The sequence below is a fragment of the Kitasatospora sp. NPDC087315 genome (assembly GCF_044744345.1).
Classification (GTDB): Bacteria; Actinomycetota; Actinomycetes; order Streptomycetales; family Streptomycetaceae; genus Kitasatospora.
Genome location: NZ_JBIUYD010000008.1, coordinates 109,399 through 122,763 on the forward strand (window position 1 = coordinate 109,399; position 13,365 = coordinate 122,763).

A 13,365-nucleotide genomic window follows, 5' to 3' on the forward strand; every position below is an offset into this window, starting at 1 on the left:
CGGGGGTCGTCCTGTGGCGTCTCGGCCGCCGCCCCTCAGTTCTCGTAGCGGTAGCGGCACTGGGCGATCAGGATCGAGTCGCCGGTGACCTTGTAGATCAAGCGGTGCTCGTCATTGATCCGACGCGACCAGTAGCCCTGGAATCCGTGCTTGAGTGGTTCCGGTTTGCCGATTCCCTCGTTGCCGTTGCACGCGATGTCGGCAACGAGTGTGTTGATTCGTCCGAGGGTCTTGCGGTCCTGGATCTGCCACCACAGGTAGTCCTCCCAGGCCCGGGAGGCGAAGGTGATCTTCACTCCGGGTTCGCCAGCTCCCGTACGGTTCCTCCGCCGTTCTCCAGCTCCTCGATGGAGGCCAGGAGGCGGCGGGTGTTCGCGGGGCTGCGCAGGAGATAGGCGGTCTCCTTGAGGGACTGGTAGTCCTCCAGCGAGACGATGACCACCGGTTCGTGCCCGGCGCGAGTGATCACTATCTCCTCGCGGTCATCCGTGACCGCATTGAGCACCTCGGCGTAGCGCGCACGGGACTCCGAGTAGGTCATCGTCTTCATGACTCGACTCCTCCGCTAGGTACAGGAAATTGTACGCCTGTGCTCGGACGGCGACAAGGGCGCGAGCGCCCCTCCGGCGGACCGGCGCCTGGTGCGCTCCTCGGGCCGGCTCTACCGAACAAGAGGTGCGCAGGGGCTTCGGCGGTGCCGGATCGGTCGCTTCGACGTCCGGGCGGTATCCGTGCGCCACCGCCCGTTCGCCCGGGTGCGTGTGGCGACCGGGCGGGTCGGGGCTCAGGCGGTGTGGACGGTGATCGTGAGGGTGCCGTCGGGGGACGGGGTGACGGTGACCTGTTCCAGGGTGAGGGCGTGGGCGGTGGGGTGGTGGGCGGCGGCGCGGGGGCCGATGCCGACGACCGGCATGCCCGCGGCGAGGGCGGCGGTGATGCCGGCCTCGGAGTCCTCGAAGGCGAGGCAGTCGACGGGGGCGAAGCCGAGGGCGGCGGCGCCCTTCAGGAAGGCCTCGGGGTCGGGCTTGCTGGCGCCGACCGATTCGGCGGTGATCAGGGTCTCCGGCAGCGGCAGGCCGGCGGTGGCCATCCGCAGCCGGGCGAGCCGGTCGTCGGCCGAGGTGACCAGGGCGTGCGGCAGGCCGGCCAGCGAGGCGAGGAAGGCGGGGGCGCCGGGGACCGGGACGATGCCGTCGGTGTCGGCGTGCTCCTCGGCGAGCATCCGCCGGTTGTCGGCCAGGTTGAGGTCCATCGGGCGCTCGGGCAGCAGCCTGGCCATCGCCGCGTGGCCCTGGCGGCCGTGTGCGACGGCCAGCACCTCGGCGGGGTCGAGGCCCTGCTCGTCCGCCCAGCGGTGCCAGCAGCGTTCGACGACGGCGTCGGAGTTGACCAGGGTGCCGTCCATGTCCAGCAGCAGGGCCTGGGTGGTCAGCGCGGTGGGGGTGGCAGGCATGGAGTCTCCTCGCGGGCGCGGAACGAAATGCGAGCTGTTTGTTCAGTGATGATACAAAAAATCATCCCAACAGGTGGGCATTGACCGCGCGGGCCTCCCCGGCCAGCTCCGGCAGCTCCAGCACCTCGACCCCGGCCGCCTCCAGCAGTGCCGTCCCCTGACAGTCGGTGACGAACAGGTCCGGCTCGCGCCAGGCCACCACCACCCGGGGCACGCCCGCCGCGATGAGCAGCCGGGCGCACGGCAGTGGCCGCGAGGCCCGCTGCCCGCACGGCTCCAGCGAGCTGTAGACGGTCGCGCCGCGCAGCCGTTCGTCCCCCGCGGGGAGCTTGCCGAGCGCCGCCTCCTCGGCGTGGTCGTGGGCGTCGGCCTCGCGGCTGTAGCCCTCGGCCAGCACCGTGCCGTCCGCGCCGACGATCACCGCGCCGACCGAGAACGCGGTCGCGGACGGCGGGCAGCGGCGGGAGAGTTCGACGGCCCGCCGCAGGTGCGCGAGGTCGGCCGGGTCGGTGGTCACGGGGCGGGCTCCTTGGGGGCGTATCTGAGCAGGACGACGTCGCCCACCGTACGTGCCTCCAGCAGCCGCATCCGGCGGGCCGGGCCGCCGGGGAAGACCGCGGGGTGGACGAAGCGCGGCGCCCGCGCCTGGCCGACCAGCAGCGGGGCGACGGCCAGTTGGAGCTCGTCCGCCAGGCCCTGCGCCAGGAACTGGGTGTGCACGCTGCCGCCGCCCTCGACCATCAGCCGGCGGATCCCGCGCGCCCCGAGGTCGTCCAGCACCGCGCCCAGCTCCACCGAGCCGCCGAGCGCCACCACCTCGGCCAGCCCGTCCAGCGCCGGGCGCAGCGTGACGGCCCCGGCGTCGGTGGTGTAGGCGAGCCGGTCGCCGCCGGTGTGCCAGAAGTTGAGCGCCCGGTCGAGCCCGCCGCCGGCGGTGAGCGTCACCTTCAGCGGGTACTCGGGCCGGCCGGCCGCCAGTCGGGCGGCGCGCCGGGCGGGGTCGTTGACCAGCAGCCGGGGGTTGTCCGTGCGCAGGGTGTTGCCGCCCACCAGGATCGCGTCGCTGGCGGCGCGTTCCTCGTCCACCCGGTCGAAGTCGGCCGGGCTGGAGAGCAGCAGCCGCTCGGGGGAGGCGTCGTCGAGGTGTCCGTCGAGCGACATCGCGGCGCTCAGCAGGACGAAGGGGCGGGGGCCGGGCATGGTGGGACCGTTCTGTCGGGTGCCCTCCACCGTACGGCGCGGGCGGGGGGCGTCGGTCCGGTGAGGGGCGCTGTTCGCCGACCGGACCACCGGCCTGGGGGTGGCGTTCGCCCAGCGGCCTCATTCTGGTTGCGACCTCGCACCGCCCCCACTTCGAAGGGCTGTCACCGTGTCCCGTCTCTCCCGCGGCCTCCTGCCGCTGGCCGTCGCCGTCCTGCCGGTGCTGGCCCTGCCGGCCGCGCCCGCCACCGCCGCGTCGTACGGAACCCCCACCATCACGCTCTCGGCCGGTTACCTCTCCGGTGCGGTCGGCGCCACCGGCGACCCGACGGTCACCGTCACCGTCGCGCAGAGCGGCGCCGCCGCGTCCGCGCTGACCGTGGCGGCCTCGGCGAGCAGCCGCGGTTCGGTGGCCAGGCCCGGCGACGTCAGTGTCGCCGGCACCACCGGCACCCGCACCCTCGTGGTCGCCTCGCAGGGCGTCGGCTACACCGACCTCACCATCAAGGTGACCGGCCTCGGCGGCAAGAGCGCGACGAAGACGCTGCACTACGCGGCCTCGCCCGCCGTCCAGCACGCGGCCGCGAGCCGCTATCTGACCGGCTCCAGCGACGCCTCGGCGGCCGTCGACGCGGGAGGCGGCTACATCCTGGTGGCCGACGACGAGTCCAACGTGCTGCGCCTGTACGACCGCAACGCCTCCGGCGGGCCGGTCCGCACCTGGGACTTCAGCGGCGCGCTCGGGGTCTCCAAGGAGATCGACATCGAGGCCGCCACCCGGGTCGGCGACACCGTCTACTGGACGGGCTCCCTCGGCAACAACAAGGACGGCGCGGTGAAGCGCGACCGGCAGACCGTCTTCACCACCACCGTCACCGGCTCGGGCGCCGACACCCAGTTGTCGCCGGCCGGTTCGTACCGCGGGCTGCGTGACGACCTGATCGCCTGGGACCACGCCAACGGTGACCGTTACGGCTTCGCGGCGGGTGCGGCGGACGGCCAGGCGCCCAAGCAGATCGACGGATTCAACGTCGAGGGGCTGGAGTTCGCGCCGGGCAGCACCACCACCGCGTACGTGGGCTTCCGGGCGCCGCTCACCCCGGCCGTCACCGGCGGCCGGGCGCTGCTCGTGCCCGTCACCAACTTCTCGTCGCTGCCCGGTGGTTCCGCGCACGCCGCGTTCGGTGCCCCGGTCGAGCTGGACCTCGGCGGGCTCTCCGTCCGGGACCTGCGGCGCAACGCGCTCGGCCAGTACCTGATCGTGGCCGGTTCCTGGGCGGCCGACGACAACTCCGACCCGTACGCGCTCTACCGCTGGGACGGGCAGCCCGGGTCCAGGCCGGTCAAGGTGCTGGACCTGCCGACCAGTGACGCGGGCGGCTGGGAGGCCGTCGCGGACCTCCCCGACCTCACCGCCCCGGGTGCCCGGGTGCAGCTGATCACCGACGACGGCTCCGCCGACCTGTACGGCGACGGCACGGCGGCCAAGGACCTCACCCACGCGGAGTGGAAGAAGTCGCGGACCACCTGGTTCGCCCTCAACTAGCCTCTACCGAACGGAAGAAGCCCCCGGTCGGGATCCCGGATCCCAGCGGCCGGGGGCTTTCGCGCGCCGGACGCAAACCATTATGTGAGACGAATATTCTCGTAATGCGGGACGAGGAGTAGCGTCGAAGGCGTCGAGGAGACCGACCGAACCCCAGGGGGACGCCATGACCGGACCGCAGTCCGACGCCGTCTACACGCACGGCCACCAGGAGCCCGTGCTGCGCTCGCACCGCTCCCGTACCGCCGCCGACTCGGCCGCCTACCTGCTGCCCCGGCTGCGGCCCGGGCAGACCCTGCTGGACGTCGGCTGCGGCCCCGGCACCATCACCGCCGACCTGGCCGAGCTGGTCGGCCCCGGCGGGCGGGTGGTGGCCGTGGACACCTCGGCCGAGGTGCTGGAGCAGGCGGCCCGGTACGTCGCCGGGCGAGGCCTGTCCAACGTGGTCTTCGAGGTCGCGGACGTGCACGGACTGCCCTACGCGGACGGGGAGTTCGACGTGGTGCACGCCCACCAGGTGCTGCAGCACGTCACCGGCCCGGTGGCCGCGCTGCGCGAGATGCGCCGGGTCGTGGCGGAGGACGGCGTCGTCGCCGCCCGGGACGTCGACTACGCGACCATGACCTGGTACCCCGAGGCGCCCGGGCTGGACCGCTGGCTGGCGCTGTACCGGCGGATCGCCCGGGCCAACGGCGGCGAGCCGGACGCCGGCCGGCGGTTGCTGTCCTGGGCACGGCAGGCGGGCTTCACCGAGGTCACCGTCTCCTCCAGCAGCTGGACGTACGCGACCCCCGAGCAGCGGGAGTGGTGGGGCGGGCTGTGGGCCGACCGGATCGTGAGCTCCGGCATCGCCGCGACCGCGGTGGCCGAGGGCTACGCGGACCCGGCGGAACTGGAACGGATCGCGGCCGGCTGGCGGGACTGGGCGGCCGCCGGGGACGGCTGGTTCGCGATGCTGCACGGTGAGGTCCTGGCCCGGCCGTAGGGCGCCCGGGCGGTCCGGGCCGGGTGAAAAATGAGCGGGGGGTGTTGGGCGGGATCGGGTAAAGTCGCGCGTCCGTTCCCATTGATCCGTCCGCGGAACGTTCGAGTCGCAACCGCTGAACTGATGCCCGTACCGGCGGGCGGGGGAGTCCACGTGTCCAAGCCCGAGCCCGACGCGCCCGTGCCCGCGGTGGACACCCCGCCGCCCGCGTCGGACATCCCCGCAGCGGACGTTCCCGCGCCCGTCGACCGGGTGGAACTGACCAAGCCGGCCGCCCCGGCCGCCCCGCCTGCGCCGGCCGGGCCCGCCACATCTGAACCTGTCGCACCCGTGCCCGCCGCACCTCCGGCCGCACCCGCCGGGCCCCCGGCGCCCCCCGCCGCCCCCGCAATGCCCCCTGCCGCCCCCGCCGACCCGTGGGCCGTACCCGGCCCCGGCGCGCCCGGCGCTCCGGTGCCACCCGGCGCTCCGGTCCCGCCGGGGGCACCGTCCGGCGGCTGGGCGGCGGTCCCGCCCGGGGCGCTCTCCGGCTTCCAGCCCGGATACGCCTATCCGCCCGCCCCCGGGGCCACCAACGGCTTCGCCGTCGCCGCGCTGATCACCGGTCTGCTCTGCATGTGGCCGCTCTCGCTCGCCTTCGGGATCACCGCGCTGGTCCAGATCCCCAAGCGCAACGAGCGCGGCCGCGGCATGGCGGTGGCCGGTGTACTGCTGGGCGTCGTCGGGGCAGTGATCATCCTGGTGGCCATGATCGGGGTGATCGCGGGCGACGTCGGCACCACCACCACCGGCCGCCCCGCCCGTGCCCCGAAGGCCCCGCCCGGTTCGGTCCTGTGGTCCACGCTCAAGTCCGGCGACTGCTACAACCCGCCGGAGGGCTCCGCCCTGCCCGATCCCGAGGGCGGGGACCAGGCCGTCTTCTGGGTGCGCAAGGTGCCGTGCCTGCTGCCGCACTACGGCGAGGTGGCCGGCACCGCCCGGATCCCCGAGAGTGCCGGGCCCTACCTGGGCGAGAACCTCATGCGTGAGCGCGCCGCCACCCTCTGCGGCCCGGTGCTCGCCGACTACGCCCTCGACAGCTGGGTCGTGCCGGACGGCATGGGCGAGGTCTACCTCTACCCCGACCGGGCCAGCTGGAAGTCCGGCGAACGCTACGTCACCTGCGGTTTCGAGGACCCGGGCGCCCAGCACCGCGGCACCGTGCGCACCGACCGGGGCAGCCTGACCTCGGCCCAGCTCGCCTACCTGGAGGCCGTCCGGACCTTCAACACCGCCTACGGGAAGGAACCGGAGGACGACATCACCGAGGCGCACTCCGAGTACCGGGCGTGGGCACGGCAGATGGCCGCAGCCTCCCGCGGCGAGGCGGAGACGCTCACCAAGAGCTCGACGGTCTGGCCGGAGAGCGTCCGGCCGAAGATCGCCGAGCTGGCGGCCGTCCAACTGGAGGCCGCCGCCGCGTGGGACGCCGCGGCCGGGACGACCGACAACGCCACACTCGAACGCGAGGTCCGGCGGGCCGAGGTGCTGGTCGCCAAGTCGACCAGGCCGAGCGTGGAGATCCGCCGCGAGCTGGGCCTGTCCACCGGTGAGCAGGTCGGCGAGATCCAGGTCTGACCTGACCCGGCCGGGTGTCCTGCCCGGTGCTGGCCGCGCCGGTACCCGTCGGCCCCGCGCCGGGAGCCCCGGCCCGTATGGGGGCGAGGCTTCGCCCCGGCCCCCATACGGGCCGGGGCTACGCTCACGCCATGGACACCTTCCGGGTGATGCGGCAGGACGACAACGGCAACCGCTTCGAGGTCGCCAAGGGCCTCGGCCGGGCCGAGGCCGAGGAGGTGGCCGCGCGCTTCGAGGCGCGCGGCCACAAGCAGCTGTACTGGGTGGAGGCCGAGGGCGCATAGGGTCTGGCCCATGGAGAAGGCCATGGAGAACCCGGTCGAGGGCCCCGGCGCGGGCCGGGCCGGGAACCGGATCGTCGTCGGCGGCGCGCTCGTCCACCGGGGCCGGGTGCTGGCCGCCCGCCGCAGCGCACCGGCCGAGGTGGCCGGCCGCTGGGAGTTCCCCGGCGGCAAGGCCGAGCCCGGCGAGACCGAGACGCAGGCGCTGGAGCGCGAGCTGCTGGAGGAACTGGGCGTCCGGGCGAAGGCGCTGGAGCGGCTGCCCGGTGCGTGGCTCGTCCGGCCCGGCCTGGAGCTGCGTTTCTGGGCCGCCGAGCTGCTCTCCGGTGACCCGAGGCCGCTGGAGGACCACGACGAACTCCGCTGGCTGGGCCCGGCCGAGCTCGCCGACGTCGACTGGATCGACCACGACCGTGAGGTCCTCCCGCACATCGCCCGCCTGCTGACGGCCTGACCGGCCGGACCTGCCCGACCACCGCCACCATCCCCGCCACCACCCCCGTCCCCGCCTCCGCTGCCCCGTCGACGCGCCGGATGCCGCGTAGGTCAATCGGAAAAGACGACCTGGTCGCCGGGATAGCCTGGGCTCTGCTGGGTATGTCGCTTTTTGGCACTATTCGTCACCATCGGTGAGCCGCCCCCAGCCGGCGACGCCGATCCCGACCAGAGCCGGAGGCCCCGTCGGTGTCGAATACCGGTAACGGCGGCGGGGGAGCACGGCGTACGGGCGCCGGCGGGAGCGCAGCCGCTCGCGCCCGGCTGCGCCGTGGCGTGCGCCCGGCGGCGCCTCCGCCGCCCGCCGGCCGCCGCCGGAGCGACGGCGCCGTCCCCGAGACCCCTCAGCAGTCGACGCCGGCGCCGTCCCCGGTGGTGTCCGGCACCCCGTCGCGGGCGGGTGCCCGCAGCCGGCCCGGCCGGCCGTTCCCGGGCGGTCCCGGCGACCAGGGCGGCCCCGGCGGGCACTCCGGCGGCAACCTCTTCGACGTCGTCAAGGTCGCCATCGCGATCCTGGACACCGCGGGCCGGGTGGTGCTCTGGTCCCCGGCCGCCGAGGAACTGCTCGGCTGGCCGAACGAGCTGCTGGTCGGCCGTCGGATCGACGACCTGATCCCGGACGAGGACCAGGTCGCCCGGATCCGTGCCGCGATCCAGGACACCCTGCGGCACGGCCGCTGGGCCGGTCTCGCCGAGCTGCGCGACCGGGACGGCGCCGCCGTCACCGTCGACGCCCGGATCTCCCTGCTGGTGGACGGCGACGGCACCCCGTTCCTCCAGGTCAACATGGCCGAGGCGGGGGCCGTCCGGGCCGTCGAGCGCGACCTCGCCGTCCGTGACGCGCTGTTCGAGCAGTCCCCGCTGGGGATCGCCATCATGGACACCGACCTGCGCTACACCGCCGTCAACCAGACCCTCGCCGAGATGAACGGCGTCGCTCTCGAGGACCATGTCGGCCGCACCACCGGCGAGACGCTGCCCGAGCGGGCCGCCGACGAGATCACCGCCATCCAGCGCCAGGTGCTCGCCACCGGCGAGCCGGTCATCGACGTCACGCTGGCCGCGCCCGTCACCGCCCGGGCCGGCTACCGCTCGATCTCCTACAACCGGATGACCGACCGGGCCGGCCGCGTGCTCGGCATCTCCGGCACCGTGATGGACGTGACCGAGCGGTACCGGGCGGTCGCCAAGGTCGAGCACGCCCGCCGCCGGCTCTCGCTGCTCAACGAGTTCGGCTCCCGGGTCGGCGACCTCCTGGACGCCTCCCGGATCGCCCAGGAGCTGGCCAGCGCCGTCGTCCCGAGGCTCACCGACCACTCCGCGGTGATCCTGCTCCAGGCCGTCGCCCACGGGGACGACCTGCCCCGGCACGGCCACGACCGCCGCACCTCGCTGCTCCAGCTGGGCACCGCCTCCGTCCAGGACGGCCCCGAGGTGGAGGTGATGCTCAGACGCGGGGCCCGGATCACCTTCGCCGAGGACTCCGCCTGCGGCCGGGTGCTGCGCACCGGCGTTCCCGAGCTGCTCTCCGGCGCCGACCAGCTGAGTGACGTGACCTACCCGGGCGACCCGAAGATGCAGGCCGCCCACGACCTGGGCGTGCACTCGATGCTGGTGGTGCCGCTGCGCGCCCGGGGGATCGTGATCGGCCTGCTGCTGGTCAGCCGGGCCGGCTACCGGGAGGGCTTCGACCGCGACGACCTGGCCTTCACGGTCGAGCTGGCCGACCGGGCCGGCAGCTCCCTGGACAACGCCCGGCTGTACGCCCGCGAGCGCACCGCCGCGCTGACCCTGCAGCGCACCCTGCTCCCGCAGCAGGTCCCGCAGCCGACCGGCGTCGAGGTCGCCTACCGGTACGTGCCCGGCAGCAGCGGCACCGAGGTCGGCGGCGACTGGTTCGACGTCATCCCGCTGCCCGGCGACCGCACCGCGCTGGTGGTCGGCGACGTGATGGGCCACGGTCTGCGGGCCGCCGCCACCATGGGCCGGCTGCGCACCGCCGTCCGGGTGCTGGCCGCTCTCGACCTGCCGCCGGACGTCCTGCTGCGGCACGTCCACGAGCTGGCCGACGACCTCGCCCAGGGGCCGGACGAGGCGCTGCTGGCCACCTGCATCTACGCCGTGTTCGACCCGGCGACGGCCCGGCTGACGGTGGCCAAGGCGGGCCACATCCCGCCGGTGCTGATCGTGCCGGCCGACGAGTCCGACGAGCCGACCCGGACCGGCGGCCCGCTGCCCGGCGGCACCGGCCGGATCCTCGACCTGCCCTCCGGCGCCCCGCTCGGCGTCGGCGGCGTCCCGTTCGAGTCCGTCGAGCTGAAGATCCCCGAGGGCAGCCTGCTCGCCCTCTGCACCGACGGCCTGGTGGAGTCCCGGGACAAGGACCTGGACGTCGGCCTCGGCCGGCTGCTCGTCGTCCTCGAACAGTCGTACGCCTCCATCCAGGCGGCCTGCGAGGCGGTGCTGGACACCATGGAGCAGGGCCGCGAACCGGACGACGTGGCGCTGCTGCTCGCCCGGCTCGGCCACGGTCAGGCCGGCACCCCGACCGCCGGCTGGACCCTGCCCGCGGAGCCCACCGCCGTCTCCCGGGCCCGCCGGCTGGTCCGGGCCACGCTCGTCGAATGGGGCGTCGAGGAGCTCACCGACATCACGGAACTGCTGGTCAGCGAGCTGGTCACGAACTCCGTCCGGTATGCGAGCGCACCCATCGGAGTACGGTTGACGCTCGGCGAGACGCTGCTGGTCGAGATCTCCGACCCGCTGCCCGACCCGCCCCGCGAGCGTCACGCGGAGGAGGCGGACGAGGGCGGGCGGGGGCTGGAGCTCGTGCGCCGGCTCGCGCTCCGCTGGGGCGCCCGGGCGGAGGGTATGGGCAAGGTTGTCTGGTTTGAGCAGGCCCTGCCGGGTAATGAGCCCGACGAGCCGGGAGCCGAGTAGGACGCGAGTAGAACGGGGCCGCATATGCCAGCAGGGGGCCGGGGGGAGCGCGCACTCCGGCAGGGGGCGCGGGCGTGGCATTGTGGTTGCGCGGGCGGTAGGACAAAAACCTTCGCCCGATCTGATGTTGTGATGTTGAGGGCGTGTGAACGTACCCCTCGATGATGAATACTCGGTCTTCTCGACATCCGGACGGTCGCGGGTTGGAGGGGTCGGTCCGTTGAACAGCACCCCGGCGCGGAATGCGCCGAGCAGCAGCGGTCATGCCGCTGTGCCCGGGCAGGCCGGGTCCTCCCACCTGCCCGGTCCCGTGGCGGCGCCCGCCGCGGGGTCCATCGGCCGTGCCCCGGCGGCCCGGCCGATGGCCGACGCCCACCACTGGGGCGCCGGCGACCCGGGCTCGATCTACGACTACATCCGCGTCGCCACCTTCACGATCGGCCCCGACGGCCGGATCAGCCAGTGGAGCGGGCGCGCCGCCGACTTCTTCGGCCTGCCCGCCGCCGAGGCGGTCGGCGCCGACCCGATCACCACCTTCGTCCCGCGCGAGCTCTGGCAGCGCGGCCGCGCCCGGCTGGAGCGCACGCTGGCCGGTGAGGAGTGGGTCGGCACCACCCCCTACCGGGACGCGGCCGGCCGCGAGGGCCTCGCCGAGCTCTACCTCATGCCCGACAGCGCGCTGCCCACCGCCGGCGCCACCTGTCTCGCCGTCGACCTCGGCCGGCTGCGCCGGATCGAGACCGACCTCGCCGCCTCCGAGGCGGTCTTCGGCCAGACCCCGACCGGCTTCATCCTCTTCGACGACCGGGTCCGCCTCCAGCGCGTCAACGAGGCCTTCGCCTCCGGCCTGGGCCTGACCCCCACCGACCTCGAAGGCCTCACCCCGCACGACCTCTTCCCGCCGTCCGAGGCCGACCGCCTCACCGCGGCCCTGCGCAAGGTCCTCGCCACCGGCGAGCCCGTCTTCGACCTGCGCTTCCACTCCACCGTCCCCACCCGCGAGGGCAACCGGCTCTGGGCCGTCTCGCTCTACCGGCTGAACGGCTCGGCCGGCCAGCCGATGGGCGTCGCCGGCCAGGTCTCCGACGTCACCAGCCGGCACGTCGCCGAGCGCGAGGCCGACGGCGTCCGCCGCAACCTCGCCCTGCTCAACGAGGCCAGCGCCCACATCGGCTCCACCCTCGACCTGGAGACCACCGCGAAGGAACTGCTGGACGTCGTCGTCCCGCCGTTCTGCGACCTCGCCACCGTGGACCTCTACACCGCGCTGCTCTCCGGCGAGACCGTTCCCAGCGCCGGCCGGCTCGGCGACACCGTGCTCACCGACGGCAGCGGCGAACTGCGCCGGGTCGCCGTCTCCAGCGTGGTCGGCGGCGCCTCCTCGGTCCTCGGCTCGGTCACCGGCCTGCCGATCGCCGAGCCCGGCGGCACCCTTTGCTACCCGCGCCGCTCCCCGCACGCCCGGGCGCTGCGCACCGGCCGCAGCGTCGTCCCCGACCCCGGGCCGGACCCGCTGCTGCGCTCCACCCTGATCGTCCCGCTGGTCGCCCGCGACCAGGTGCTCGGCCTGGTCCAGCTGTCCCGCGCGATCGGCAGCGAGCCCTTCGACGCCAGGGACGTCGCGATCGCCGAGGAGCTCGTCGCCCGGGCCGCCGTCTGCATCGACAACGCCCGGCTCTACCGCCGCGAGCACGAGCGCGCCCTGATCCTCCAGCGCAGCCTGCTGCCCCCGGGCAACCCGGCCGCCAGCGGCCTGGAGATCGCCTGCCGCTACCTGCCCAGCAACAACAACACCGAGGTCGGCGGCGACTGGTTCGACGTCATCCAGCTGCCCGGCAACCGCACCGCCCTGGTCATCGGCGACGTCATGGGCCGCGGCCTGCGCGCCGCCGTCGCCATGGGCCAGCTGCGCACCGCCGTCCGCACCCTCGCCATGCTCGACCTCGAACCGGCCGAGGTGCTCACCGCCCTCGACGAGATCGCCCGCGGCCTCGGCGACGACTCCGCGCCGCCCGTCGGCCCGCCCACCCCGTACGGCCGGCTCACCTCGACGGCCGACGAGGAGGCCCGCGAGGTCTACCTGGCCACCTGCGTCTACGCGGTCTACGACGCCGTCACCCGGCGCTGTGTGTTCGCCAACGCCGGCCACCTGCCGCCCGTCCTGCTCAGCCCCGGCGAGAGCGCCCGGATGCTGGACGTGCCGCCCGGTCTGCCCCTGGGCGTCGGCGGCGAGCCGTTCGAGGAGGTCGAGCTGACCCTCCCGGACGGCGCCGTGCTCGGCCTCTACACCGACGGCCTGGTGGAGAGCCGCAAGCACCAGCTGGACGAGGGCCTGCGCGCCTTCCGCACCGCGCTGTCGGCCGAGGGCAAGGGCCTGGAAGACCTCTGCGACCATGTGCTCGGCGAGCTCAACCCGCACCACGGCGAGGACGACATCGCCCTGCTGATGGCCAGGGTGCACGCCTTCCCCGAGGACGCGGTCGGCAACTGGTTCCTCCCGCCCGAGCCGACCTCCGTCGCCAAGGCCCGCGAGCTGGCCTGCAGCTGGCTGCTGGCGCGCGGCCTGGAGGAGCTGGTCGACACCACCGAGCTGCTGGTCAGCGAGCTGGTGACGAACGCGCTGCGGCACGGCCGGGGCGAGATCCGGCTGCGGCTGCTGCGCGACCGGAACATGGTCTGCGAGGTCTGGGACGACGGCTACGCCCAGCCGCGCCAGCGGCGCGCCCAGGAGACCGACGAGGGCGGCCGCGGCCTCCAGCTGGTCAGCCTGCTGGCCGAGCGCTGGGGCAGCCGGCGCACCCCCAAGGGCAAGATCGTCTGGTTCGAGCTGTCGCTCTGACCCCCGGGC

The 13,365-nt window shown here is 74.3% G+C and carries 10 protein-coding genes and 1 pseudogene; 7 read left to right on the forward strand and 4 right to left on the reverse strand.

Going from position 1 to position 13,365, the window contains the following annotated elements; genetic code table 11:
• Positions 1-35: 35 nt before the first annotated feature.
• The 4 genes and pseudogenes from ACIO5D_RS13600 to ACIO5D_RS13615 form a co-directional block, all read right to left on the reverse strand.
• Positions 36-296: a Txe/YoeB family addiction module toxin gene (locus ACIO5D_RS13600; RefSeq protein ID WP_363607460.1), complete on the reverse strand. Its 261-nt coding sequence runs from the start codon at positions 294-296 to the stop codon at positions 36-38.
• Positions 293-550, reverse strand: a complete 258-nt coding sequence (locus tag ACIO5D_RS13605; RefSeq protein WP_400795168.1) for a type II toxin-antitoxin system Phd/YefM family antitoxin — start codon at positions 548-550, stop codon at positions 293-295. The genes ACIO5D_RS13600 and ACIO5D_RS13605 overlap by 4 nt, the downstream gene beginning before the upstream one ends.
• A gap of 234 nt (positions 551-784) precedes the next feature.
• Entirely contained in the window at positions 785-1,453 is a 669-nt protein-coding gene (locus ACIO5D_RS13610) for an HAD-IA family hydrolase (protein WP_400795170.1), read from the reverse strand.
• Positions 1,454-1,514: 61 nt separating this feature from the next.
• Positions 1,515-2,653: pseudogene (locus ACIO5D_RS13615) on the reverse strand (dihydrofolate reductase family protein).
• Between the two features lie 169 nt (positions 2,654-2,822).
• Here ACIO5D_RS13615 and ACIO5D_RS13620 point away from each other — a divergent pair.
• From ACIO5D_RS13620 to ACIO5D_RS13650, 7 genes are all read left to right on the forward strand, one after another.
• Complete coding sequence (locus ACIO5D_RS13620; RefSeq protein ID WP_400795172.1) at positions 2,823-4,199, forward strand: hypothetical protein; 1,377 nt, start codon at positions 2,823-2,825, stop codon at positions 4,197-4,199.
• A gap of 166 nt (positions 4,200-4,365) precedes the next feature.
• Positions 4,366-5,184 (forward strand): methyltransferase domain-containing protein, encoded by an 819-nt coding sequence (locus tag ACIO5D_RS13625; protein ID WP_363607463.1) that lies wholly within the window; start codon positions 4,366-4,368, stop codon positions 5,182-5,184.
• 153 nt (positions 5,185-5,337) lie between these two features.
• Positions 5,338-6,801, forward strand: coding sequence for a DUF4190 domain-containing protein (locus tag ACIO5D_RS13630; protein WP_400795174.1), 1,464 nt, complete (start codon positions 5,338-5,340; stop codon positions 6,799-6,801).
• A 131-nt stretch (positions 6,802-6,932) separates the two neighbouring features.
• Positions 6,933-7,085 carry an SPOR domain-containing protein gene (locus ACIO5D_RS13635; RefSeq protein ID WP_363607465.1) on the forward strand — a complete coding sequence of 51 codons (153 nt, stop codon included), beginning with the start codon at positions 6,933-6,935 and terminating at the stop codon, positions 7,083-7,085.
• A 10-nt stretch (positions 7,086-7,095) separates the two neighbouring features.
• Positions 7,096-7,536: an NUDIX domain-containing protein gene (locus ACIO5D_RS13640; protein ID WP_400659983.1), complete on the forward strand. Its 441-nt coding sequence runs from the start codon at positions 7,096-7,098 to the stop codon at positions 7,534-7,536.
• 416 nt (positions 7,537-7,952) lie between these two features.
• Complete coding sequence (locus tag ACIO5D_RS13645; RefSeq protein ID WP_363607467.1) at positions 7,953-10,517, forward strand: SpoIIE family protein phosphatase; 2,565 nt, start codon at positions 7,953-7,955, stop codon at positions 10,515-10,517.
• A 361-nt stretch (positions 10,518-10,878) separates the two neighbouring features.
• Positions 10,879-13,356, forward strand: a complete 2,478-nt coding sequence (locus tag ACIO5D_RS13650) for a SpoIIE family protein phosphatase (protein WP_363607468.1) — start codon at positions 10,879-10,881, stop codon at positions 13,354-13,356.
• Positions 13,357-13,365 lie beyond the last annotated feature (9 nt).

Excerpts from the sequence above, each read along its gene's own strand:
- ACIO5D_RS13605 (WP_400795168.1), bottom strand. The coding sequence starts at position 550 with ATGAAGACGATGACCTACTCGGAGTCCCGTGCGCGCTACGCCGAGGTG.
- ACIO5D_RS13610 (WP_400795170.1), bottom strand. The coding sequence starts at position 1,453 with ATGCCTGCCACCCCCACCGCGCTGACCACCCAGGCCCTGCTGCTGGAC.
- ACIO5D_RS13625 (WP_363607463.1), top strand. The coding sequence starts at position 4,366 with ATGACCGGACCGCAGTCCGACGCCGTCTACACGCACGGCCACCAGGAG.
- ACIO5D_RS13635 (WP_363607465.1), top strand. The coding sequence starts at position 6,933 with ATGGACACCTTCCGGGTGATGCGGCAGGACGACAACGGCAACCGCTTC.
- ACIO5D_RS13640 (WP_400659983.1), top strand. The coding sequence starts at position 7,096 with ATGGAGAAGGCCATGGAGAACCCGGTCGAGGGCCCCGGCGCGGGCCGG.
- ACIO5D_RS13650 (WP_363607468.1), top strand. The coding sequence starts at position 10,879 with ATGGCCGACGCCCACCACTGGGGCGCCGGCGACCCGGGCTCGATCTAC.